Consider the following 23,392-nt stretch of genomic DNA (forward strand, 5'->3'; position numbering starts at 1 on the left):
GTGGACTACCGCGCGATGCCCCCGCTCTTGAGGCCCAGCCGCGTAGCCACCCACACCCCCACCAGCGCCACCCCCGCCATCGGCAGGAACACCACGGCGAACGCCCCCGGGTGCGGGGCCGAGACCCCGTCGGTCAGGGCTCCCACCGCTCCCCCGCCGAGCGCCGCGAACGCCGCGCCGCCCACCGCGAGCAGCAGGACGTTGGAGAGGCCGTCGGAGATCTGCAGGGCCGCCGAGTTCGCGCCCGCCTCCTCCGGTGCCGACAGCTTCAGCATCATCACGCTGGTCGAGGCGATGACCGTGCCCATCCCGTAGCAGCCGACGCCCCAGGCGACCGCGACCGTCCACACCGGTACGGAGTGGATCAGCACGCTCGGGGCAGCCGCGATGGCCGCGGCGACCATGAACATGCCCACCACCATCAGCCGCTGCCGGTACGGCTCCATGCGCGGCCTGGACTGGACGTACGAGCCGAGCGCCCAGGTCCCGCCGCCGGCCGCCAGCGACAGGCCCGCCAGGGTCGGCGACAGGCCCCGCTGGGTGACGAGCATCAGCGGTACGAAGCTCTCGGCCGCGATGAACGACCCCGCCGAGATCCCGCGCAGCAGCACCACCGAGGGCAGCCCGCGCGCCGCCCGGCAGGTGCCGCGCGGCAGCAGCCCGAGCACCGCGGGAACCAGCAGCGCGATCCCGGCCGCGGCGGGCACCAGGGACAGCCACCGCAGGTCCTGTCCCGCGTACTGGAGCAGCCCGGCCCCGACCGAGATGCCCAGCGCGAGCCGGATCCGGCGCCGGTCGATGGTGGGTGCGGGGACGGACGGGTCGGCCGGGCCCGACGCCATCCGGCGGATCGCGGGCAGGGCGAGCGCCAGCGGCGGAACCACCAGGACCGGGATGCCGATGAACACCCAGCGCCAGCCCAGGTGCTGGGTGACCGTACCGGCGGCCAGCGGTCCGACCACCGAGGGCACCACCCAGCTCGCGGCAAAGGCGGCCATGATCGAGGGACGCAGATGTTCCGGGTAGGCGCGGCTGACGACGACGTACAGCGCGACGATGACCAGCCCGCCGCCCAGCCCCTGTACGGCCCGGCCGGCGACGAACAGCCACATCGTGGACGCCGTGCCGGAGAGCAGCAGCCCGGTCGCGAACGCGGCGATCCCGGTGGCGAGCGGCCCCAGCGGCCCGCTCCGGTCGGCCCACTGGCCGGAGAGGACCATGGCGAAGAGCGACGTGGTGAAGTACGCGGAGAACGCGAAGGCGTACAGCGAGATGCCGTGCAACTCCCGCGCCGCGACGGGCATCGCGGTGCCGACGGCGGTCGCCTCGAAGGCGATGAGCAGCACCACGGTGACGATGCCGATGCTGAGAGCCCGGTGCGCGCTGCCGAGGATCCCGTCGGTCGCGGAGGTGGAGATGCCCTCGGGCGGGGCGGGGGGTGCGACCTCGGCGTCGCGCGATTCCAGGGCGGTCATCCGACCAGAGTAAGGGGCAAATCGCTGGATGAACCCTGTCTGAGGCGGGAGGGGGGCTCGGCCATTGGTCGTACGACCATGAACGCCGTATGGCAGTCGCGTTGCGGGCCCGCCCGTGCCCTTGAGGCGGTCCGGCCGGGCGCCTACGTTCGGGGTGTTCCGGTTCGCCCGGCCGTGTGCCCGAGTGGTTCAGGGGCTCGACTGCAAATCGAGTTACGTGGGTTCGATTCCCGCCACGGCCTCCGACGCAGCGCAGTCCGCCCGCTTATTACGCCGTAATAAGCGGGCCTCCGATTCAGCGCAGTACGCCGTAGTGCGCCGCAAACAGGCGCCCCCCGCCGCCGGACAGGCAGCAGGGGCGCCCGGAAGAAGTCCGCACGGGACCTACTGCGGCGCCTGCTCCTGCCCCTGCCCGCCCTGCACCTTCCGCGCCTCCTGGACCATTTCCTTCAGGTGCTCCTCCTGCTCGGTGGAGAGCGAGGTCTGCACCAGCTGACCGCCGAACTGCGCGAGCTGCGGGATGACCTTGTCGGCGGCCTCCGACTTCGCGAGGACGAAGAGCGCCGCCGTGCCGGGGCGCAGGTTCGCGCTGACATCCCTCATGAAGTTGTCGTTCACCCCCGTGTCGGTGGCGGCGCCGCCCGCGGCGCCCGCCGCGGCACCCACGGCCGCGCCGAGGAACGGCACCAGGAACAGCATCCCGATGACACCTCCCCAGAGCGCGCCGCCCGTCGCGCCGGTCGCCGTGCGGTTGACGGCCTGATGCAGTTTGATCTTGCCGTCGGACTCGCGGCGCTCGACGACGACCGCGTCCTCCAGGTCGACGAGGCGCTCGCGGCTCAGGCTGAAGAGCTTGTCGCGGACCTGATTGGCAGTGGCGAGATCGTCGTAGGCGACGACGAACAGATTGCTCATGCGGCTGACTCCTCATCGGGGTGCGGGACATCGAAGTGCGGGACACCGGGAAACGGGGCGTCGAGGGACGGAACCCAGCCCACTATAGGAAATATGCCGCAAATGGGACAGGCGGGGAGCGCCATCCGCAGCACTCCTCGCCTGGATCCCTCCCGGATCACCCCGTGGGTTCCCCCACGGGTCACCCCGCGCCGGCTACCTCACCCCACGGCTCACGAGGTCCGCCAGCCGCACCGCCGACGTACCGAGCCCGGTCGGGGCCGGGGGCAGGAAGCGGGAGCCGGGCCCGCCCGACAGCAGGTCGGCCTCCGCGTACCTGCGGGTCTTCCGGTGCCAGTTCAGGATGGCCGCCATCCAGTCCTCCAGCTCCCGCACATAGCCCCGCAGGGCGTCCCGCGCCTTCCCGTCCAGTGCGAAGTCGTCGAAGAGGACGGGCAGTTCGTGCTCCGCGACATGCTGGAACTGCCGCATGCGCGAGACCATCAGCTCGTCGACCATGGCCAGCGCCGTCGGGTAGTCCACCCCGAAGAACGCCTCGACGACCAGGACCGCGTTGTGCACCTCCCCCTCGAACTCGATCTCCTTCTGGTACGAGAAGACGTCGTTCATCAGGCAGGCGTAGTCGGCGGCCGAGCTCTCCAGGGCCTTCACCGTGCCGCTGGCGAAGACCTCCTCCGGGATCTCGTGGCCGTGACCCAGCCGGGCCAGGGCCATGGTGAGGTCGGAACCGAAGGTCTTCCGGCGCATCTCGATGTAGTCGACCGGTTCGGGGATCCGGTGCTGTGCCTGGTTGGCCAGCTCCCACAGCCAGCTGGCCGTCATGGACTCGACGGCCGTACGGAAGGTGCGCCGCGCGGCCAGGTCCATCGGCGCCGCGGTCCGCGCCCACAGATCGGCCAGCGCACGCTCCATGACGTTCGACGGCTGCGGCGCCACCTCCCCGTCCAGCGGCATGAACAGCGAGAACCGCTCGTTCTGCGCGTGGGCGCTCGTCAGGTCGCGGGTCCGCCCGTACACCAGCGGGAAGTAGTCGTCCGCGTACGTCCCCCAGGCGAGCCAGCCCGACGACAGCGCGAGCTCGTCCGGGGTGGCGTCCGGATCGATACCGGCCGAGCAGAGCGGGAAGTCGAATCCGACGAGCTGCCGCTCCTCCCAGATGTCGTCGAGCATCCCCATCCGGTGCGCCCAGTCCAGGAGATGGCTCCGGGCCGCGTCGAGATGCGGCGACAGCGACAGCGCGAACGGCATCTCGAAGTCCAGCAGTTGGGACGGCCCGACCCGCCGGTGCGGTAGGTGCGTGTGGTTACGGAGCCGGGTGAGCCCCGTCCTGCCGAGGAACTGTTTGATGTCGGCGGCGGATGCCCCGAGCCCCACCGGCCCGACCGGCAGCCGGGACTCCGCGGCCTTGCCGCCGTCGTTCATGTAGCGGCTGGACCGCATGTGCCACTCGTGTCCGCCTGACTGCCAGTCCTGGAGCCCCTTCGCGTACGTGAGCGTGTCGGCGACGCCCTTCGGGTCCACGCCGAACTCGACGAAGAGAGGCCCCAGTTCGGTGAAGAAGGTGTTCTCGAACTGGTGCAGCCGCGCGGTGAGCAGATCGTTGACCGCCTCGGCCGCCTCCTGCGTCGTGCATTTCAGGAAGTTCTCCAGGACCAGGACGCCGTTGCTGAGTTCGCCCTCGTCCAGGATCTCCCGCTCGTACGAGAAGAGGTCGTTACGCAGGTGGACCGCGTCGGAGAACGTGTCCTTGAGCACGCGCAGCGGACGTGATCCCGCGACGGCGGCCGGGACCTCCGCACCCGTCGCGTACTCGATGAGCCCGGCCGACCACGGCGCCCCGCCGACCTTGCGCCGCATCTCGATGTACTCCACGGGGTTGGAGATCCGCCCCGCGTTGATGTTGGAGAGCTCCCAGAGCGACTCGTTGAGCAGGTTCTCGGTGCTCAAGGCGAAACGTTCCCGCCACTCCATCGACATGCTCGGGACCGTCCTGGCCCAGAGGTCGGCGAGCCCGGCCTCGACCGGGTTCCGCGCTTCCGGGAATCCGTCGGACAGGTCCATCGGCATGAAGGCGGGCAGCCGGTCCAGATACGCCTTGCCGCCCTGCCGGTCCTGGGACCGCTTGAACTCCTCCAGGAAATGGTCGTCGAAGAAGAACACCCACACGTACCAGTCGGTCACGAGGGACAGTTCGGGGCCGCCGCAGTCGGGGTGGGTATAGGCGCAGAGCAGCGCGTAGTCATGGGAATCGAGGTCGTGCTCCTCCCAGATTCCCGAGCCTTCCAGCATTCCCATGTCCCGGGCCCACTGCTTCGTATGGACCCGGGCCTCTTCGAGACGGGAATTCAGCCTGGCCGGATGCGGCAAGTAGAAATCCGGCAATTCAAAAGGCTTTGACACTGACGTTCGGCCTTTCCGCGAGGTCACTGATCGGCCGAGCACTACCCCGGGTCCCGACCGGTCATCCGTCCGGCGCGACGGACCGCCCATACGTATGACAAGGGCGGTAAACCCCTGACAGGAGCGGCCCTTCGTGCTTGGGTCACGCGCCAGTTCGGACGCACCGGCTCCGCACGGGCGGTCAGGTCGTCACGCCGCGATCAGGTCGTCGCGGTGATCAGGTCGTCGCGGGCGGACCGGGCGTCACGGCGCGGTCGTGACCACCGCGGCCTGCGGCCGGATCGGCAGTCGGCTGACCGGGCGGCCGGTCGCCGCCCGCACCGCCGCCGCCACCGCCGCCGGAGAGGTGACCACGGGCACCGCGCTCGCCGCCTTCGCGCCGAACGGGGCCACCACGTCACGCTCCTCGACCAGCTTCACGATGCGGATGTCCGGGGCGTCCAGGGCCGTGGGCAGCGCGTATCCGGTCAGGTCGGGGTGGCGGATCACACCTCGGGTGGTGCGCAGGTTCTCGGTGAGCGCCGCGCCGACGCCCTGGGTGACGCCCGCCTCGATACGGGAGGCCAGCAGCCGGGGGTTGAGGACCCGGCCGACGTCCTGGGCGACCGCCATCTCCACCACCCGCACCGAGCCGACCTCGATGTCCACGTCCACGACCGCGCGGATCGCGCAGAAGGCGAGGCCCACGAACGCGTCGCCCTGGCCCGACTCGTCCAGCGGCTCGGTCGGATGGGGGCGGCACTGGGCCGTCGCCCAGAGCTCCTTGCCGTCCATCGCCTCGGTGACGGTGGTGGAGAGCACCCCGTCGTACGAGGTGATCTTGCCGTCGGCGATCTGCAGCAGCTCCGTGGACATGCCGAACTTGTGGGCCAGCGGCTGGAGAAGCTGGGTCCGGACCATCTTCGCCGCCCGCTCCACCGCCCCGCCGGAGACCCAGGTGTGCCTGCCGTGCGTGGCCGGGCCCGCCGGGGGCTGGTCGGTGTCGACGGACGCGACATGGACCTCCTCGATACCGAGGGTGTCCTGGACGATCTGCCGGGCCAGCGTGGAGAATCCCTGGCCGGTCTCGACGGCGGCGCAGATCACGGTGGCGACGCCGTCGTGGACTTTGACGGTCGCGGTGGAGACCTCGTCGGCGCCCTCGGCGCCGAGCATGTGGACCATGCCGAGCGCGTAGCCCACACCACGGCGCACCGCGCCGGGTTCCCCTGCTCCCTCGGGGCCGCCGGGCAGCAGCCAGTCCCCCTCGGGGCTGTCCTTGGGCAGCACGGGAAGCGGGAAGTCTCTTACGGAGTTCAGGAGTTCGGCGACGGGGGCCGGGCAGGTGACGGTCTGCCCGGTGGGGAGCAGATCGCCGGTGGCCAGGACGTTGCGCAGCCGCAGTTCGGCCGGGTCGAGGGAGAGCTTGGCCGCCAGCTTGTCCATCTGGCCCTCGTACGCGGCGCAGACCTGGAGGGCGCCCTCGCCCCGGACGTGCCCGGACGGCGGGTTGTTCGTACGGACCGCCCAGCCCTCGATGAAGGCGTGCGGGACGACGTACGGACCGCAGGCGAACGCGACGGCAGCGGCCAGCGATTCGGACGAGGCGTCGGCGTACGCGCCCGCGTCGAGCAGGATCTGCGCCTCGACCTTCACCAGGCGGCCCTCGGCGTCCGCGTGGTGGCGGTAGCGCAGCAGGGTCGGGTGGCGGTGCGCGTGGCCGAGGAAGGACTCCTCCCGGGTGGCCGCCAGCTTGACCGGGCAGCCGGTCTTCAACGCCAGCAGGCCGAGCGGGAGTTGGAAGCTGGTGTCCTCCCGGTCGCCGGTCGCGCCGGGCACCCCGGTCACCACGACCTTGACGCGGTCGGGCTCCAGACCGAAGCAGGCGGCGGCCAGATCGCGGTCGGCGTGCGGGTCGGTGGACGCGGTGTAGATCTCCACGCCGCCGTCCGGCCTGGGCACGGCGAGCCCGGCCTCGGCGCCGATCGGCGCCGGGTCCTGGCGGCCGATCCGGTAGAGCCCTTCGACGATCACCTCACCGGTGATGTCCGGGTCGCCGAAGCGCAGCGGGATGTGCCGGATCAGATTGCCGTCGGGGTGCAACGGCTCGGCGGTGAACGCCTTCTCCGGGTCGGTGACCGGCTCCAGTACCTCGTACTCGACCGCGATGGCGGCGGCGGCGAGCCGGGCGGTGTCCGGGTGGTCGGCGGCGACCGCGGCGATGGCCTCGCCGTGGTGGCGGACGAGTTCGGAGGCGAAGACGGGGCGGTCGGCGATCCCGCGGCCGTGCGCGCTGTCGCCGGGGATGTCGGCGTGGGTGACCACCGCGCGCACGCCGGGCATCGCGGACGCCTCGGCGGTGTCGATCGAGACGATCCGGGCGTGCGGGTGCGGGGCGCGCAGGACCGCCGCCCAGAGCAGCCCCTCGGCCCACAGGTCGGACGCGTACGGGAAGGTGCCCTCGGTCTTCGCGCGGGTGTCGGCCGGTGGGAGGGAAACCCCGAGACCGTGTGCGGGCGGCTCCTGTTCGGGGCCGTCCGCCTCCGGGGTCGTCGCGGTGGCCTCGGTGGCCGCGTCGCTGCTCACGCCATGCCTCCGTCGTGCTGCTGCTGCGGGTGCGAGGGCTGTGCGCCGCCCGCCCCGGGGGGTGCCTGGTGCGGGATGCGTGCCTCTTCGGTCGCGGTGGCCGCGGCTGCGCGCGCGGCGACCACCTCACCGACCGCGTCCAGAACGCCCCGGTAACCGGAGCACCGGCAGAGGTTGCCGCAGAGTGCCTGTCTGGTTTCGAGCTCGGTGGGGGCGTGGTTGCCCTCCAGGAGGTCGTGGACCGTCATGGCCATGCCGGGGATGCAGAAGCCGCACTGGACGGCCCCGCAGTCGGCGAGGGCGCGCTGGACGTCGGAGGGCTCACCGTTGACGGCGAGGCCCTCGACCGTACGGACCTCGGAGCCCGCCGCGGTGGCCGCGGGGACCAGGCAGGAGGCGACGAGACGGCCGTCGACCTGGACGTTGCACGCACCGCACTCGCCCTGCGAGCAGCCGTCCTTGGCGCCGGCCAGACCGAGCCGCTCGCGCAGCACGTAGAGCAGCGACTCGCCGATCCAGGCGTCGGTGACGGGCCGGTCGGAGCCGTTCACGCGCAGCACGTACGACGCGGGGGTGTGCTCGCTCCGGGCGGGCCCGGGGTCGGACACGGGCGCGGATGCGGCTACGGGGTCGGGCTCGGTCGCGGGCCCGGTGCCGGGGTCGGGCTGGGTCTCGGGCTCGGGCTCGGCGACGAGTTCCGCGCCGGTCTCGGGTACGGGTGCGGGTTCCTGGCCGGGTTCCTGACGGGGGTCCTGCCCCGGTTCCGTGCGGGGGTCCTGGCGGAGCCCCTGCCGCGGATCCAGCCCGGCACCGGGGCCGGCATCGGGTCCGGACTGCGCGCCGGGTCCGGTACCGCCGTCGAGATCGGCAACGGCTGCGGGCTCGGGCTCGTGGACTGCCACGGGTACGGATTCGACGGCGGGCACGGGCGTGCCCTCGGCCGGAGTGCTGTCATGCACCTGGGAGTTGACATCGGCCGGGGCGTTGACATGATCCAGAGCGCTGTCATGAGCCTGGGTGCTGCCGTAGGCCTGGGTACTGCCGTGGGTCTGGGTACTGCCGTGGGTCTGGTTACTGCCATGGGTCTGGTTACTGCCATGGGCAGGAACGCCGTCATACACCGGCGCATCGTCGTGGCCCTGGGCACCGTCGGGGCCCTGAACGCTGTCGTGCACCGGGGCACTGTCGTGGACCGGAACGCTCTCCGGTGTCCTGGGGTCGTGGACCGGAACGCTCTCCGGCGTCCGGGGGTCGTGGACCGGAACGCCGTCGTAAGCCGGAGCGCCGCCGTCGGCCGCCCCCGCCGCTTCCGTCCCGGCCTGTTCCGGCTGCTGCGCAGGTACCGCCCAGGGAGCAGGTGCCCCGCCCGGCAGTGTCGCCGGTCCCAGCAGCGACGACGTAGTGAACTCGCCGGATTCCTCCGGGACTTCGCCCTCCGCGACCGGGATGGTCCACTGCCCGGTCAGGTCCCCCGCGCTGTGCTGGTGCGGCTGCTCGTGCGGCTGCTGGTGCAGTTGCTCGTGGGGCTGGTGCAGTTGCTCGTGGGTCTGCTGCGGGTGCTGCGGGTGCTGGTGCTGCTGGGGGAACTGGTACGGCTCGTGCGGCTGCTGGTACGGCTGCCCGGGAGCCGGCTCGCCCTGCGTCTCGGTGAACGCCCACTGGCCGGTGGCCCTGGGGTCGTACGGGTACGCCTGCTCCGCCATCTGCTCGGGCGCCATGTCCTGGGCGGAACCGGGCTCCGGCCAGTGCGCCGCCTGCGGCACCGACCAGTGACCGGTGGCGGCCGGGTCCGTACCGGCCGCGGGCGTCAGCGGCAGGATCATCGGTGGCACGTACCCGTGACCGGGCGCGGCCAGCGGCGCGCCGTCCAGGTCCATGTCCTCGGGAAGCTGTACGAACGCGGTGGCTTCGGCGTCGTAGTCCCCGCCGTGCGGGACCGGCTGCCAGCCGCCGTGGTCGTTGTTGGTGGTCACGACAGTGCCCTCCCCAGTGCTCGCCGGGCCAGTGCGGCGACGGTCCGCCGCAAGTGCAGTACGGCCGGGGGCAACGGCTGCGCCTCGCCCCCGGCGGCGTGCGCGGTGTCACCCGCCCCGGGGGACGGCACCACGTCGGGGATGCAGGCGGCTGCGACGTACTCGCCGAAGGCGGTGAGCGCCTCCTGGGCGAGCCCGCGTTCGCCGTCCCAGTCGATCAACGAGGCGATCCAGCGCTCGGCTTCGAGCGGGCGCAGCGGCATCGGCGCGATGGCGCCGACCGCGCAGCGCACCCCGCGCCGGGCCGGGTCGAGGACCACGGCGACCGAGGCGGTCGCCCGGCCGGGGCCGGTACGGCCGGTGGCTTTGAGGAAGACCTGGGGGGCGTGCAGCAGCGGTACCCGTACGAAGCCCACGAGTTCGGCGGGCTGCAGCATGTCCCGGCCTGCGAGCAGGTGCGAGACCGGGGTCTCCCGGCGGGCGCCGTCCGGACCGGCCACGACCAGGGTCGCCTCCAGCGCGGCCAGTACCGGCAGCGCGTCGCCGGTCGGTGCGGCGGTGACGATGTTGCCGCCGAGCGTGCCCGCGTTACGGATCTGGGGCGGGCCCGCCGCGCGGGCGGCAGCAGCCAGCGCGGGGATCAGCGCCGCGAAGTCCGGCCGCCCCATCCGGGCGTGGGTGAGACCCGCGCCGAGCAGCGCGTGCCCGTCCTGGTAGTGCCAGCCCCGGATCTCGCTGATCCTGCCGAGCCCGACAAGTCCCGCGGGACGCAGCAGCCCCGAATTCACCGCCGCCATCAGATCCGTACCGCCCGCGACGGGCACGGCGGCGGGCATGGCGGTCAGCGCCGCCACGGCCTCGTCGAGCGATGTCGGCAGCGTCACGGACTGCGCCGCCTGCGGTGCGTGCGTGGTCAACCCAGCTGCCCCTTCCCGGTGTCCCGGTGTCCCGGCTGTCCCGCCTGTTGCGCCGTACGGTACGTGCTCGGAGCCCGGACGTGGCAACTCTGGCACATCTTCCGAGCCGCACGACGGGAGGGTCCGCGAAGGGTGGTTCCATCCTCTCCCAGGCTGATCGTCCTGATTCATGCACCATTGCCGCGAAGTGCTGATTACTGCTCTTCTGCGTTCCTTGTACGACTTGTTCGGCACGGCCAGTCATGCTCCCAGCCGACCGGGTTCCGGCACATGCCTTCCCGCCACGCTCACACGTTTGGGGGCGTCCCCTCGATCGGGCGTCCGAGGTCGGCGGCCGTCAGTCCCTGGGGGGCGGGGCGCCGCTGCGCGGGCAACGGGCCGCCCGGCGGCCGGTAGTGCACACCGAGCGCGTCGAGCCGCGCGTAGTGCACGGCCATCCGCCGGTCGAAGTCCGGGTAGTCGCGCTCGGCCGGGGCGGGCAGCGCCGACCAGGCGACCTCGGAGAAGGCGACCAGCCTCGGGAAGGCCTGGTAGTCGACCCGGTTCTGGTCCTCCATCACCTCGGTCCAGACATTGGCCTGGGTGCCGATGACATGCGCGGCGGCCTCGGGGGCGAGCTGCGGCGGAACGGGCTCGAAGCGGTAGACGTCCTCCAGCGTGCGGACGTACCCGATGGGCATCGGCTCGTCCTCGCCGCCGTGCTGACGGTGGTCCAGATACACCTGCTGCTCCGGGCACATGACGACGTCGTGCCCGGACTCCGCGGCGGCGATCCCGCCCGCGTAACCCCGCCAGGAGGAGACGGCGGCGCCCGGCGCGAGGCCGCCTTCCAGGATCTCGTCCCAGCCGATGAGCCGCCGGCCGCGCTCGGCGAGCCAGCGGTCGAAGTGCCGGATGAACCAGGACTGGAGCTCGTCCTCGTCGGCCAGACCCAGCTCGGCCATCCGGGCCTGGGCGGCCGGGGACTTCTGCCACTGGTCCTTGGGGCACTCGTCGCCGCCCAGGTGGATGAAGGTCGAGGGGAAGAGCGCGAGGACTTCGTCGAGGACACCCTCGTAGAAGCGCAGCACCTTCTCCGTCGGGGCGAGCACGTGGGGGCTGACGCCCCAGGTGTCCCACACCGTGAGGGCGGCCGTGTCGACGACGTCGGTGTTGCCCAGCTCCGGGTACGCGGAGATCGCGGCCTGCGAGTGCCCGGGGATGTCGATCTCCGGGACGACGGTGATGTGCCGCTCGGCGGCGTACGCGACGATCTCGCGGATGTCGTCCTGGGTGTAGAAACCGCCGTGCGGCTTCTCGTCCCAGAGCGGGGACGCCCGGTGGCCCCACTTCGTACGGGAGCGCCAGGCGCCGACCTCGGTGAGCCGGGGGTGGCGCTTGATCTCGATGCGCCAGCCCTGGTCGTCGGTGAGGTGGAAGTGGAAGACGTTGAGCTTGTGGGCGGCGAGGAGGTCGAGGTAGCGCAGGACACCGGCCTTGGGCATGAAGTGCCGGCCCACGTCGAGCATCATGCCGCGCCAGGCGAACCGCGGGCCGTCCTCGATCGCGCAGCCGGGGACGGTCCACTGCCGGTCCTGCCGCAGCGGGGCGCGCCGGAACGCCTCGGGGCCGAGCAGCTGACGGAGGGTCTGCGCACCCCAGAACACCCCGGCCGCGCTGCCGCCGTGCAGGCCGATTCCCGCGCTGTCGACGTCCAGCCGGTAGCCCTCGGGCCCGAGGGTGTCCGCGACGCCGGCGTCGATCCGCAGCCGGACGGTCCGGTCGCTCCCGTCCGCCCCGGGGCCGAGGGGCAGTCCGGTGGCCGCACCGATCACCTGCCGCAGCCAGCGGGCCGCGCCTTCGGTTCCGGGGCCCGCGTCGATGACGGTCCGCTCGTCCACGGCGAAGCCGTCACCGGCCCGCAAGTCCTTGGCGCCCACGGGCGCGGGAATCAGATCCATGGATGCCATCCTGCCCGACCCACCGCGATTGGCATAGACCACTTCGGGCGGGCGGGCACGACTCGGCCGCGGCACCTCAGGGGGGAGGCGCCGCGGCCGTACGCGGGAAACAGTCGTGCGCGGAAAGCGGACGTCAGGGAAGACCGTCAGGGAGAACCGTCAGGGAGATGCGGCCGTCGGCAGAGCGCAGCAGGTGCTACTTCTTGCCGCCGTCCTTGCCGCCCTTGTCCTTGTCGCCACCGGCGCCCATGGACTCGTAGATCTCCTTGCACATGGGACAGACCGGGTACTTCTTCGGGTCGCGGCCCGGCACCCAGACCTTGCCGCACAGGGCGACGACGGGCGTGCCTTCCAGCGCGCTCGCCATGATCTTGTCCTTCTGGACATAGTGGGCGAAGCGTTCGTGGTCTCCGTCGCCGTTCGACACCTGTGGTGTCGGCTCTACGAGGGTCCCCGTACCTGCCCCGCGCTCGGGCTCAAGAGTGCTCATGGGGGCCAAGGATACTGAAGACCGGCGGGCATGTGGGGCGGCCGGTCCGGCTGATTCCGCCTTCAGTTGAGTGAGGGGTCGTCCGGATAGGTGGCGATCATCGCCAGCATGCTCCGCTGGCGTCGCAGCACCGACCGCCACAGGCCGTCCGGGTCGGGCGACGAGACGTCTCCGGGCTCCGAATCCACCACGTACCAGGCACCCGCTTCCACCTCGGCGGCGAGCTGTCCGGGACCCCAGCCCGCGTAACCGGCGAAGATCCGCAGGGAGCCCAGCGCCGCGGCGAGCAGTTCCGGCGGCGTCTCCAGGTCCACCAGGCCGATCGCGCCGTACACCCGCCGCCAGCCGATGGGATCGTCCCGGTCGGAGCGGCGCCGGAGACCCTCGGAGGCGTCCCCCCACGGCCTGCGCCGCGGGGTCGGCTCGTCGATGCCGGGAACGGCGGGCCCCGAGCCGCCGGGGATGACGGCGACCCCCAGCGCCGAGTCCAGCGAGACCGGGCCGCCCTGGAAGATCACGCCGGGCTCCCCGGTGAGCTGGTCCCAGCCCGCCAGGATGTCGCCGACGTCCACCGGGGTCGGGCGGTTGAGGACAACACCGAGCGACCCCTCCCCGTCGTGATCGAGGACGAGCACCACCGCGCGGTCGAAATTCGGGTCCGCCAGGGCGGGGGTGGCAACGAGCAGCCGCCCTGTGAGCGAGGACACCTCCGTCATGGCAGACATGATCCCGCACATTCGCTCTCCGTGGGGGGCGGGTGCGCGAGCACGCACCGGCGCAGCTCAGCGCACGAGGGGGGCGCGGTGGCGCGGGGCCGGGGCCCGTACGGCGCCACGCCGCCCCGTGACGGCACGGGTGCGTAGCGTGTTGTAGCAGAGTCATGACGGGCCGCGCACCCCCTCAGCCTTATGGAACGGGGGTATTCGCCCCTTACCCTTTGAGACGCATCCGCTGTATCGACCCCTGTCCACCCCTTCTCCGGAACGCGAGATTCATGACCGGCACTGGCACCGACGATGTACTGCTCGTCCACGGCGGCAACCCGCTCGAAGGCGAGATCCGCGTTCGCGGGGCGAAGAACCTCGTGCCGAAGGCGATGGTCGCCGCGCTCCTCGGCAGCGGGCCGAGCAGACTGCGCAATGTGCCCGACATCCGCGACGTACGCGTCGTGCGCGGGCTGCTCCAGCTGCACGGTGTGACCGTCCGCCCCGGTGAGGAGCCGGGCGAGCTGATCCTCGACCCGTCGCACGTGGAGAGCGCCAACGTCGCCGACATCGACGCCCACGCGGGCTCCTCGCGCATCCCGATCCTCTTCTGCGGCCCGCTGCTGCACCGGCTCGGTCACGCGTTCATCCCGGGCCTCGGCGGTTGCGACATCGGCGGCCGGCCGATCGACTTCCACTTCGAGGTGCTGCGCAAGTTCGGCGCGACCATCGAGAAGCGGGCGGACGGCCAGTACCTGGAGGCCCCGCAGCGGCTGCGCGGCTGCAAGATCCGGCTGCCGTACCCGTCGGTCGGCTCGACCGAGCAGGTGCTGCTGACGGCCGTGCTGGCCGAGGGCGTCACCGAGCTGTCGAACGCCGCCGTGGAGCCGGAGATCGAGGACCTCATCTGCGTACTGCAGAAGATGGGCGCGATCATCTCCATGGACACCGACCGGACGATCCGGATCACCGGTGTCGACCAGCTCGGCGGCTACAACCACCGTGCGCTGCCGGACCGTCTGGAGGCCGCGTCCTGGGCCTCGGCGGCGCTGGCGACCGGGGGCAACATCTATGTGCGCGGCGCCCAGCAGCGCTCGATGATGACGTTCCTCAACACGTACCGGAAGGTCGGCGGCGCCTTCGAGATCGACGACGAGGGCATCCGCTTCTGGCACCCGGGCGGCCCGCTGAACGCCATCGCGCTGGAGACGGACGTGCACCCCGGCTTCCAGACCGACTGGCAGCAGCCGCTGGTCGTGGCGCTGACCCAGGCCAGCGGCCTCTCCATCGTCCACGAGACGGTGTACGAGTCCCGGCTGGGCTTCACGTCCGCGCTGAACCAGATGGGCGCGCACATCCAGCTCTACCGCGAGTGCCTGGGCGGCTCGGACTGCCGCTTCGGCCAGCGCAACTTCCTGCACTCGGCGGTCGTCAGCGGCCCCACGAAGCTCCAGGGCGCGGACCTGGTCATCCCGGACCTGCGCGGCGGCTTCTCGTACCTGATCGCCGCGCTCGCGGCGGAGGGCACGTCCCGGGTGCACGGGATCGACCTGATCAACCGTGGCTACGAGAACTTCCTCGACAAGCTGATCGAGCTGGGCGCGAAGGTGGAGCTGCCGGGGGCGGCGCTGGTCTGACGGGCAGGCTCTGCCCCGATCCCCGTCCGGACGGGCTCGGATTTGTCGAGCCCGTCCGGTGACCATCGAGCCGGTGCGGCGCTTCGAGCCCGTCCGGCGATCGAGGACGAGCGCGCCGAAGGCTGCGTGATCCGCCCGCGCCCCTCGACGCCGTCCTCCGTTCACCGCTCGGCGACAAGCACCGGATTCTCGTGCGGCGAGAGCGTGCAACGGGTCCCCACCGTGAGCTGCCCGGCCTCCCAGCTGGGCAGGTCGGCCTTGAGCGTGAGGCCGGAGTCGGTGGTGAGGTGCAGCCGGGTCGTGGGCCCGAGGAACGTCGCCACCCGTACCGTCGCCTCTTCGCCGTCCGCTCCCGCCCTGCCCACCGCGAGACCCTCCGGACGCAGCAGGACGTCGACCTCACGGCCGGCCTCCGGTGCGGCGCCGTGGATGGGGAGCCTGCGGCCGAAGAACTCGACGACCCCGCCGTCCCGGACGGTGCCCGGCAGCCGGTTCATCGTGCCGACGAACTCCGCGACGAAGGGCGTCGACGGGCGTTCGTACAGCTCGGAGGGGGCCGCACACTGTTCGAGGCGCCCGTCCTTCATCACCGCGACGCGGTCCGCCATGGACAGCGCCTCCTCCTGGTCGTGGGTCACGAAGACCGTGGTGATGCCCAACTCCAGCTGGATGCGGCGGATCTCCTCGCGCAGGGTGAGCCGTACCTTGGCGTCCAGCGCCGACAGCGGTTCGTCGAGCAGCAGCACCCGCGGCTGCACGGCGAGCGCGCGGGCCAGCGCCACCCGCTGCTGCTGGCCGCCGGAGAGCTGGTGCGGGTAGTGGCCGTCGCGGCCGGGGAGGCCGACCAGATCAAGGAGTTCCAGGGCCCGCGTCCGGCGCTCGGCTGTGCCCTTCCCCCGGACCCGGAGGCCGTACGCGACGTTCTCGGCGGCCGTCATGTTCGGGAAGAGGCTGTACGACTGGAAGACCATCCCGATGTCGCGGCGGTGGGCGGGGACGGACATGACGTCCTTCCCGTCCATCAGCAGCTCGCCGCTGTCGGCGGACTCGAAGCCCGCGATGATGCGCAGCGCGGTGGTCTTCCCGCACCCGGACGGCCCGAGCAGCGCGACCAGTTCGCCGGGTGCGATGTCCAGGTCGAGGCCGTCGAGTGCCACCGTGGAGCCGAACTCCCGACGGAGATTCCTGAGGTGCACGGGAACGCTCATGACGTGGTCTTCCTTCGGTTGCGGCCACCGGCCAGGGTGGTGAGCACGAGCAGCAGACCCCAGCTGATCAGCAGGCTCAGCATGGCTGCGGCGACGGAGAGCTGGGCCTCGCTGTCACCGATCTGCACCATCCACACGGCGAACGGCGCGAAGCCGAGCACGGAGGCGACGGTGTACTCGCCGAGCACCATGGCCAGGCTGAGCACGGCCCCGCCGATCACCGCGCCGCGCAGGTTGGGTACGACGACCCGCAGCAGCGTCTGAGTGCGGGAGGCGCCCAGGCTCCGGGACGCCTCGACGAGCGTGCGGAGATCGACGGCGCGCAGCCCCGCGTCCAGCGAGCGGAACAGGAACGGCAGCGACATCACCGTGTAGACGAGGACCAGGACCAGCGGGAAGTCCTTGTTCTGCAGCGCCTGGAACGTCCCGTACAGCGGCGTGGTCGCGAGGTCCTGCTGCCAGGAGAGCACCGTGCTCACCCCTGCGACCAGTGCGATCGGCGGCACCACCAGCGGCATCATGGAGAGGATCTCCACCAGGCGCCGCAGCCGGGGGAAGTACAGCGCGACGGCGACCGTCGCCGGCACCATCAGCGCGAGTCCGAGGACGACGGTCGCCAGCCCGAGCCCGAGGGACAGCAGCAGGCTGCTGGTCATCCCGTCGGAGCCGAGGCCCTTGGTGTACGGATCGAAGCTGATGCCGTCCGTGTTGTCGATCGTGAACCAGAGCGAGGCCACGACCGGGACCAGGAAGTAGAGCGCGGCCAGCCCGAGGACCGGGCCGCGGGAGCGCGAAGCCGTACGTGCGGCCGTCATCCGAGCCATCGGGCACTCCGTCGTTGCAGCGGGATCTGCACGGCCATCACCAGCAGCGCGATCACCACCATGTCGAGGCTCATCGCGAGCGCCAGGTTCTCCTGTCCGACCAGCACGTTGCCGTTCAGGGCGTTGGAGATCTGGAGGGTGATCAGCGGTACCGAACTGCCGGTCATCACCGCGGCGGTGGCCTGGGAGGCGAAGGCGGTGCCGAACATCAGGACGGCGCCGCCGAGCAGCGAGGGGGTCAGCACCGGGACGCCGATGTGCAGCCAGAACTGGCGGCGGGTCGCCCCGCAGGACGCGGCGGCCTCCTGCCACTGGGTGCGCAGCCCGTCCAGCGCCGGGAGGACGGTCACCACCATCAGCGGAATCATGAAGTACAGATAGGCGAGCACCAGGCCGGTGAAGCTGTAGAGGCTGAAGCCGGTGGACTGCAACGACAGCAGCTTGGTGAGGGTGCCGGTCGTACCGAGGGTGGCGATGAAGGCGAAGGCGAGCGGCGCACCGCTGAAGTTGGCGAAGACCCCGGAGGCCGCGACGACGGCCCTGCGCAGGGCGGGGCGCCTCGATGTGACGACGGCCTGCGCGATGAGCGCTCCGGCCACGGTGGCCAGCAGGGCGCTGACGACGGAGAGTTCGACACTTCCGGTCAGCCCGGTCGCGTACGCCCCGGAGAGCGAACTGCGGACGTTGCCGAGGCCGTACCCGGCGGCGCCCGACTCCCCGGTGACCACGAAGGCGTTGTAGGCCATGGTCCCGGCGGGCAGGCCGAAGCAGAGGGCGAGGAAGGCGAAGTACGGGACGACGGCGGGCCAGCGGTGGCGGCCCCTGCGGCGTACGGCCCGCCTCGCACCCGCGACGGCGGCCGTACGGACGGCTTGGTCGGCCATGGTCAGCTGACCGCCTTGGCCCAGCCCTGCACGATGGCCGCCTTGGCCTTCGCCTCCTGCTGGGAGTCGGCGGTCTTCGGAGCGCCCTCGACCGGGGGGAGCTTGGCGTCGGCGGCCTTGTCGACCGTGCCGTTCTTCTCCATCACGTCGAGCAGGGCGGGCCGGGAGAAGCCCTGGAGCCAGATGTTCTGGCCCGCGGGGCTGTAGATGAACTCCAACCACAGCCGGGCGGCGGCCGGGTGCGGGGCGTACTTGTTGACGCCCTGGTTGTAGTAGTGGGAGTACTCGCCGTCCGACGGGACGGTGACCTTCCAGTCGACGCCCTTGGCCTTGAGCTTCTCGGCGTACCCGAGGTTGAGGTAGTCCCAGTCGATCGAGAGGGGTGTCTCGCCCTTCTGGATGGTGGCGAGGGTCGACTCGGCCGGGACGTAATTGCCCTTCTTCTTGAGCTCCTTGAAGAAGTCGAGGCCGGGCTGCACGTCGTCGAGCGTCCCGCCGTTCGCCAGCGAGGCCGCGAAGACGGCGGCCAGCGCGGAGCTGGACTCGGCCGGGTTCCCGTTGAGCGCGACCTTGTTCTTGTACTCGGGCTTCAGCAGGTCCTTGAACGTCTGCGGGCAGTGCTTCACGGCCTTGGCGTCGCAGCCGATCGACATGTAGCCGCCGTAGTTGTTCAGGTACGAACCGTCGGCCTGCTTCTGGGCGTCGGGGATGCCGTCCCAGCCGCTGACCTTGTACGGGGCGAGCAGCTTCTGCGCCTTGGCCTGCTGCATGTACGCGGTGCCGAGGTCGAGCGCGTCGACCGCCCGGTCCTGGCCCTTGCGCTTGGCCGCCGCGTTGAGGGCCTGCTGGCTGCTGCCGCCGGGGTTCTCGTTGTTGACCTTGATTCCGTACTTCTTCTCGAAGGCGGAAATCATCTCGCCGTAGTGCGCCCAGTCGGGGGCCAGGGCGTACACGTTCAGCGAGCCCTCCTTCTTCGCCTCCTTGACGAGACCCGCCATCCCTCCGAGGTCCGCCGCCGATGACGCCTTCGCGGCCTTGCTGTCCGCGGCGTCGGCGGTGGGCGCGGCGCCGCAGCCACCGGCGAGCACTGCGGTGACGAGCGCGGCTGCCGCTATGCCGGCACAGCGGGCCGGACGGGATGGGTTCACGTTTTACTCCTGCGGTCTACGGCCAGCCACTTGTCTGGACAAGCCATCAGTCAGTAAGCCTGGGCAAGTTAACAGCAAGGTGGACGTCAGACAAGCAGAAGAAGTCGCTAAAACAGCAGGTCAGAAGCGTTACGAAAGAAATGGTTTAAGCTGTCGAAGATCGGTGAGACGCATACCTCGACCCCCCGTCAGATACTTGTTGGTGTGCACAGATGAAAGGACCGGTCCGCCGCCCGGCGGACCGGCCGACGACGAGGAGTGACGTGACCCGACGGCATCAGGAGATCGCCGACAATCTCCGCCGTGACCTGGCCGAAGGCGTCTACCCGGTGGGTTCGGCCCTGCCGGCGGAGGCCGATCTGGCCGCCGCGTACGCCGTCTCCCGGGGCACCGTCCGCCAGGCCCTGGCCACCCTGCTCGCCGAGGGACTGCTCGGTTCCCGGCAGGGCGCGCGCCACACTGTGCTGAGTACCACACCGAGCCAGAGCTTCGCCGAACTGCGCAGTTTCGCGCAGTGGGCGCGGGCGGGCGGGCACGTTCCCGGCGGGCTCGTGCTGGATTCGGTACGCGGCGGGGCGAGCGTCCAGGAGGCGGCCCTGCTGCAGCTCGCCCCGGACGACGGAGTCCTGCGGGTGCTGCGGCTGCGCACCCTGGACGGGGCTCCTGTCCTGCTGGAGCGCACCGTCTACGCCGGCTGGACGGCCGACGCGGTCGAGGCGCTGCCCGACGACTGCGAGTCCGTCACCCAGCGGCTCCTCGACGACACCGGGCTGGTCTTCGCACACGGTGAACACCACCTGGACGCCGTCGCCGCCGGGACGGTCGACGCGCGTGAGCTGGCCGTCCGCCGCGGGAGCCCGCTGCTGCGGGTGCGCCGCACCACGCTCACCGCCGACGGGCGCCCCGTCGAGACCTCGGACGACCGCTACCGCCCGGGGTCGGTGGTCTTCACCGTACGCAACTCCACCCAGGCCAACTCCCTGGCCCGTACCGCACCGGTCCGCACCTCAGCGGGCCCCACCTCAGCGGCCTCCACCTCGCCGACCCCCACCTCACCGGAACAGAAATGCGAGCCCTCATGACCCTCCCCGCCGCCCTGCTGTGCGACATGGACGGCACCCTCGTCGACACCGAGCACGAGTGGCTCCAGGCGGTGGCCACGCTGCTGCGGACGCAGGGCGCCCCGGCCGGCCCCGAAGCTGTGGTCGGGTTCGCGGGGGCGGCGGTGGCCGACGCGGCCGACCGCCTGGTCCGCGAGCACGGCATCACCCTGACCGCCGCGGCCACGGCGACCCGCCTCGACAAGGACTTCACCGCCCGGGTGGCGGCCGGTGTCACCGTCCAGCCCGGTGCCCTGCGCCTGCTGGACCAGGCGGCCTCGCTGGGGATCGCGGTGGCCCTGGTGACAGCCTCCGAGCGGCATGTGGCCGACATGGTGCTGCGGACGCTCGGGGCGCACCGGTTCGCCGCTTCCGTGGCCTCGGGCGAGGCATCACGGGGCAAGCCCCACCCCGACCCGTACCTGACGGCCGCCGCGGCGCTGGGCGTGGACCCGGCGGAGTGCCTGGCCGTGGAGGACACCCCGACCGGGGCTGCGGCGGCGCTGGCCGCGGGCTGCCGGCTGCTGGCCGTCCCGACGGTCCCGGGCATCGTTCCCGGCCCCCGCACCACCCTGGTGCCCTCACTGGCGGACGTGGACCTGCGGGCGCTGCGGTAGGCCGTGTCCCGAAGGCCCCGCTCTTCCGGACGTCCTTCCGGACGGACGGCGCCGGAGCCTGCGGGCCGCACGGAACACCCGGTACGCAGAACACCCCGGTACACCGAACAGCCCGGCACACAGAACACCCCGGTACGCCAAAGGCGGCCGTCCCCGATGGGACGGCCGCCCTTTGGTCTGTGCCAGGCCTTGGACCGGTAGGTCCTACTTGCCCTTGGCGGCTTCCTTGAGCTTCGAGCCCGCGGAGACCTTCACGCTGTAGCCGGCGGGGATGTTGATCGGGTCGCCGGTCTGCGGGTTACGCGCGGTGCGAGCGGCACGGTGGGTGCGCTCGAAGGTCAGGAAGCCGGGGATGGTGACCTTCTCGTCGCCCTTGGCGACGATCTCGCCGACCGTCTCGGCGAGAGCGGCCAGAACGGCGTCGGCGTCCTTACGAGTCACCTCGGCACGATCGGCCAGGGCGGCCACCAGCTCACTGCGGTTCATGTTGTTACTCCCGTGTTCTTCTTGCCTGTAAGGCGTGAGATCGAAGCCGATGCTGCCAGGGCCCTAGGACAGTCCCCGGACCCGGGTCTGACGTCAGACCCTCGCGCCCGAATATGCATCCTGCCCCCACCAGCGGCGGGAAAGCCAATCCGGTACCCACCGGAGTCACACGAACGCGTCACTGCCCCGGGGTGGTGACGCTCTGTCGGCTCCGTGAAACCCGGCTGTGGGCGCCCTGGGATCCCCGCCACCCTAAAGGGGCGTTTGGGGCCGTGTGTCCCGCGACGCGCCGGGCGTCAGGCAGACGTGGGCGCCGTCACAGCCGGACCGGCCGCCTTGGCCGCCGTGCTGACGGCTCCCGCGACGGCCCCCGCGACCCGGTCGTTGAAGACCGAGGGAATGATGTAGTTCGCGTTGAGTTCGTCAGCGCCGACGACATCGGCGAGCGCGCCCGCGGCGGCCAGCATCATCTCCGTGTTGACGGTGCGGGACTGCGCGTCCAGCAGACCGCGGAACACACCGGGGAAGACCAGCACGTTGTTGATCTGGTTCGGGAAGTCCGAGCGGCCGGTGGCCACAACTGCCGCCGTCTGCCGGGCGATTGCCGGCTCGACCTCGGGGTCCGGGTTCGCGAGCGCGAACACGATCGCACCGTCCGCCATGGCCGCGACGTCGTCGCCGTTCAGGACGTTCGGAGCGGAGACACCGATGAAGACGTCGGCGCCGACGACGGCCTCCTTCAACGTGCCCGTCACACCTTCGGGGTTGGTGTTGTCGGCGATCCAGCGCAGCGGCGACTCGGGGGTGGCGTCGACCAGGTCCGCGCGGCCGGCGTGCACCACGCCGTGGATGTCGGCGACGACCGCGTGCTTGACGCCCGCGGCGAGCAGCAGCTTCAGAATGGCCGTACCGGCCGCTCCCGCGCCGGACATGACGACCCGTACCTCGCCGAACTCCTTCTCCACGACCCGCAGCGCGTTCGTCAGCGCGGCGAGCACCACGATCGCGGTGCCGTGCTGGTCGTCGTGGAAGACGGGGATATCGAGGGCCTCGCGCAGGCGGGCCTCGATCTCGAAGCAGCGGGGGGCGGAGATGTCCTCCAGGTTGATGCCCGCGAAGCCGGGGGCGATCGCCTTGACGATCTCGACGATCGCGTCGGAGTCCTGGGTGTCGAGGCAGATCGGCCAGGCGTCGATGCCCGCGAAGCGCTTGAAGAGGGCCGCCTTGCCCTCCATGACCGGCAGTGCGGCCATCGGGCCGATGTTGCCGAGGCCGAGCACCGCGGAGCCGTCCGTCACCACTGCAACGGAGTTGCGCTTGATGGTCAGCCGGCGGGCGTCCTCGGGGTTCTCCGCGATCGCCATGCAGACACGGGCCACACCGGGCGTGTAGATCATCGAGAGATCGTCACGGTTGCGGATGGGGTGCTTGGACGCCATCTCGATCTTGCCACCGAGGTGCATCAGGAACGTACGGTCGGAGACCTTGCCGAGCTCGACCCCCTCGATGCCCTTGAGCTGCTGGACGATCTGTTCGGCGTGGTCGGTGGAGGTCGCGGCGATGGTGACGTCGATCCGCAGCTTCTCGTGGCCGGACGCGGTGACGTCGAGACCGGTGACCGAGCCGCCGGAGGACTCGACGGCCGTGGTGAGCTGACTGACCGCGGTCCCGCTCGCGGGGACCTCCAGACGCGCCGTGATCGAGTACGAGACGCTTGGCGCCGTTGCCATGGCCGACTTCCTTTGCTTTCCCTAGCTGTTCCTGAAACGCATCCGATGGTCGCACCTACCGGCCGGTAGCCGGTAATGGAGAGGCCTATTCGGAAAATCTTTTCCACCATACGAGAAGGCCCCTGGTCGGGGGAAGCCCTGCGGGAGACCTGCGGGTGACAGAAGACACGAAAAAGGTCCGTACCGCCCTTGGGGTGATACGGACCTTCTTCACAAGCTGAGCGACACCGGCCCGCCATGCTCGCCTCGCGGCAAGTGGTCGCTCGTAGCGACGAAGGTTGGGCCCGGGGGCTTGGATCGAGCCGGTGTCACCAACCAGGCTAACAAACCACCCTGGAAAGTGATTCCCCCGCGCCTATTGACTCGCCGACGGCCTGCT

18 protein-coding genes and 1 tRNA gene are annotated in these 23,392 nt (G+C 71.2%); 4 read left to right on the plus strand and 15 right to left on the minus strand.

Going from position 1 to position 23,392, the window contains the following annotated elements; genetic code table 11:
* Nucleotides 1-5 precede the first annotated feature (5 nt).
* A complete protein-coding gene (locus tag OG709_RS12895) occupies nucleotides 6-1,475 on the minus strand; it encodes an MFS transporter (RefSeq protein ID WP_266642905.1) in 1,470 nt (489 codons plus the stop codon).
* 170 nt (nucleotides 1,476-1,645) lie between these two features.
* On the opposite strand from OG709_RS12895, the gene OG709_RS12900 reads away from it, so the two are divergent.
* Nucleotides 1,646-1,717: transfer RNA gene (locus OG709_RS12900), tRNA-Cys, on the plus strand.
* A 142-nt stretch (nucleotides 1,718-1,859) separates the two neighbouring features.
* Here the strand turns inward: OG709_RS12900 and OG709_RS12905 are convergent.
* From OG709_RS12905 to OG709_RS12940, 8 genes are all read right to left on the minus strand, one after another.
* On the minus strand, nucleotides 1,860-2,390 hold the full coding sequence (locus OG709_RS12905; protein ID WP_250298745.1) for a DUF1269 domain-containing protein: 531 nt from the start codon (nucleotides 2,388-2,390) through the stop codon (nucleotides 1,860-1,862).
* A 195-nt stretch (nucleotides 2,391-2,585) separates the two neighbouring features.
* A complete protein-coding gene (locus OG709_RS12910) occupies nucleotides 2,586-4,790 on the minus strand; it encodes a terpene synthase family protein (protein ID WP_329166139.1) in 2,205 nt (734 codons plus the stop codon).
* 243 nt (nucleotides 4,791-5,033) lie between these two features.
* Nucleotides 5,034-7,355 carry a xanthine dehydrogenase family protein molybdopterin-binding subunit gene (locus OG709_RS12915; protein WP_250298747.1) on the minus strand — a complete coding sequence of 774 codons (2,322 nt, stop codon included), beginning with the start codon at nucleotides 7,353-7,355 and terminating at the stop codon, nucleotides 5,034-5,036.
* Nucleotides 7,352-9,328 carry a 2Fe-2S iron-sulfur cluster-binding protein gene (locus OG709_RS12920; protein ID WP_329166141.1) on the minus strand — a complete coding sequence of 659 codons (1,977 nt, stop codon included), beginning with the start codon at nucleotides 9,326-9,328 and terminating at the stop codon, nucleotides 7,352-7,354. The genes OG709_RS12915 and OG709_RS12920 overlap by 4 nt, the downstream gene beginning before the upstream one ends.
* Nucleotides 9,325-10,245, minus strand: coding sequence for an FAD binding domain-containing protein (locus tag OG709_RS12925; RefSeq protein ID WP_250298749.1), 921 nt, complete (start codon nucleotides 10,243-10,245; stop codon nucleotides 9,325-9,327). Before OG709_RS12925 ends, OG709_RS12920 begins: the two co-directional genes overlap by 4 nt.
* 287 nt (nucleotides 10,246-10,532) lie before the next feature.
* A complete protein-coding gene (locus OG709_RS12930; RefSeq protein ID WP_329166143.1) occupies nucleotides 10,533-12,194 on the minus strand; it encodes a beta-N-acetylhexosaminidase in 1,662 nt (553 codons plus the stop codon).
* A gap of 187 nt (nucleotides 12,195-12,381) precedes the next feature.
* The gene (locus OG709_RS12935; RefSeq protein WP_164266014.1) at nucleotides 12,382-12,675 is read right to left on the minus strand and encodes a DUF3039 domain-containing protein; all 294 of its coding nucleotides are present in this window, start codon (nucleotides 12,673-12,675) and stop codon (nucleotides 12,382-12,384) included.
* A 62-nt stretch (nucleotides 12,676-12,737) separates the two neighbouring features.
* Nucleotides 12,738-13,400 (minus strand): YqgE/AlgH family protein, encoded by a 663-nt coding sequence (locus OG709_RS12940; RefSeq protein ID WP_250298751.1) that lies wholly within the window; start codon nucleotides 13,398-13,400, stop codon nucleotides 12,738-12,740.
* Nucleotides 13,401-13,669: 269 nt separating this feature from the next.
* On the opposite strand from OG709_RS12940, the gene murA reads away from it, so the two are divergent.
* Nucleotides 13,670-15,016 (plus strand): UDP-N-acetylglucosamine 1-carboxyvinyltransferase, encoded by a 1,347-nt coding sequence (gene murA, locus OG709_RS12945; RefSeq protein WP_250298752.1) that lies wholly within the window; start codon nucleotides 13,670-13,672, stop codon nucleotides 15,014-15,016.
* Nucleotides 15,017-15,177: 161 nt separating this feature from the next.
* On the opposite strand, the gene OG709_RS12950 is transcribed toward murA, so the two are convergent.
* The 4 genes from OG709_RS12950 to OG709_RS12965 are packed head-to-tail and all read right to left on the minus strand — an operon-like array spanning nucleotide 15,178 to nucleotide 19,080.
* Entirely contained in the window at nucleotides 15,178-16,224 is a 1,047-nt protein-coding gene (locus OG709_RS12950; protein WP_266642894.1) for an ABC transporter ATP-binding protein, read from the minus strand.
* Complete coding sequence (locus OG709_RS12955; RefSeq protein ID WP_250298754.1) at nucleotides 16,221-17,048, minus strand: ABC transporter permease; 828 nt, start codon at nucleotides 17,046-17,048, stop codon at nucleotides 16,221-16,223. Before OG709_RS12955 ends, OG709_RS12950 begins: the two co-directional genes overlap by 4 nt.
* Nucleotides 17,036-17,932: an ABC transporter permease gene (locus OG709_RS12960; RefSeq protein WP_266642892.1), complete on the minus strand. Its 897-nt coding sequence runs from the start codon at nucleotides 17,930-17,932 to the stop codon at nucleotides 17,036-17,038. Before OG709_RS12960 ends, OG709_RS12955 begins: the two co-directional genes overlap by 13 nt.
* A 2-nt stretch (nucleotides 17,933-17,934) precedes the next feature.
* Nucleotides 17,935-19,080, minus strand: a complete 1,146-nt coding sequence (locus OG709_RS12965) for an ABC transporter substrate-binding protein (protein ID WP_374211215.1) — start codon at nucleotides 19,078-19,080, stop codon at nucleotides 17,935-17,937.
* A 263-nt stretch (nucleotides 19,081-19,343) separates the two neighbouring features.
* Here OG709_RS12965 and OG709_RS12970 point away from each other — a divergent pair, with 263 nt between their 5' ends.
* Nucleotides 19,344-20,162: a GntR family transcriptional regulator gene (locus tag OG709_RS12970; protein WP_329166149.1), complete on the plus strand. Its 819-nt coding sequence runs from the start codon at nucleotides 19,344-19,346 to the stop codon at nucleotides 20,160-20,162.
* Nucleotides 20,159-20,797: an HAD family hydrolase gene (locus OG709_RS12975; protein WP_250298757.1), complete on the plus strand. Its 639-nt coding sequence runs from the start codon at nucleotides 20,159-20,161 to the stop codon at nucleotides 20,795-20,797. Before OG709_RS12970 ends, OG709_RS12975 begins: the two co-directional genes overlap by 4 nt.
* A gap of 204 nt (nucleotides 20,798-21,001) precedes the next feature.
* On the opposite strand, the gene OG709_RS12980 is transcribed toward OG709_RS12975, so the two are convergent.
* Both OG709_RS12980 and OG709_RS12985 read right to left on the minus strand, forming a co-directional pair.
* Complete coding sequence (locus OG709_RS12980; protein WP_003968811.1) at nucleotides 21,002-21,283, minus strand: HU family DNA-binding protein; 282 nt, start codon at nucleotides 21,281-21,283, stop codon at nucleotides 21,002-21,004.
* A gap of 296 nt (nucleotides 21,284-21,579) precedes the next feature.
* Nucleotides 21,580-23,013: an NAD-dependent malic enzyme gene (locus tag OG709_RS12985; protein ID WP_250298758.1), complete on the minus strand. Its 1,434-nt coding sequence runs from the start codon at nucleotides 23,011-23,013 to the stop codon at nucleotides 21,580-21,582.
* Nucleotides 23,014-23,392 lie beyond the last annotated feature (379 nt).

It is taken from the genome of Streptomyces sp. NBC_01267 (genome assembly GCF_036241575.1).
GTDB lineage: Bacteria > Actinomycetota > Actinomycetes > Streptomycetales > Streptomycetaceae > Streptomyces.

Bases quoted from the DNA above. Each gene is read 5' to 3' on its own strand.
- OG709_RS12895 (WP_266642905.1), bottom strand. From the start codon at position 1,475: ATGACCGCCCTGGAATCGCGCGACGCCGAGGTCGCACCCCCCGCCCCG.
- OG709_RS12905 (WP_250298745.1), bottom strand. From the start codon at position 2,390: ATGAGCAATCTGTTCGTCGTCGCCTACGACGATCTCGCCACTGCCAAT.
- OG709_RS12930 (WP_329166143.1), bottom strand. From the start codon at position 12,194: ATGGCATCCATGGATCTGATTCCCGCGCCCGTGGGCGCCAAGGACTTG.
- OG709_RS12935 (WP_164266014.1), bottom strand. From the start codon at position 12,675: ATGAGCACTCTTGAGCCCGAGCGCGGGGCAGGTACGGGGACCCTCGTA.
- OG709_RS12940 (WP_250298751.1), bottom strand. From the start codon at position 13,400: ATGTCTGCCATGACGGAGGTGTCCTCGCTCACAGGGCGGCTGCTCGTT.
- murA (WP_250298752.1), top strand. From the start codon at position 13,670: ATGACCGGCACTGGCACCGACGATGTACTGCTCGTCCACGGCGGCAAC.
- OG709_RS12950 (WP_266642894.1), bottom strand. From the start codon at position 16,224: ATGAGCGTTCCCGTGCACCTCAGGAATCTCCGTCGGGAGTTCGGCTCC.
- OG709_RS12955 (WP_250298754.1), bottom strand. From the start codon at position 17,048: ATGGCTCGGATGACGGCCGCACGTACGGCTTCGCGCTCCCGCGGCCCG.
- OG709_RS12960 (WP_266642892.1), bottom strand. From the start codon at position 17,932: ATGGCCGACCAAGCCGTCCGTACGGCCGCCGTCGCGGGTGCGAGGCGG.
- OG709_RS12975 (WP_250298757.1), top strand. From the start codon at position 20,159: ATGACCCTCCCCGCCGCCCTGCTGTGCGACATGGACGGCACCCTCGTC.
- OG709_RS12980 (WP_003968811.1), bottom strand. From the start codon at position 21,283: ATGAACCGCAGTGAGCTGGTGGCCGCCCTGGCCGATCGTGCCGAGGTG.
- OG709_RS12985 (WP_250298758.1), bottom strand. From the start codon at position 23,013: ATGGCAACGGCGCCAAGCGTCTCGTACTCGATCACGGCGCGTCTGGAG.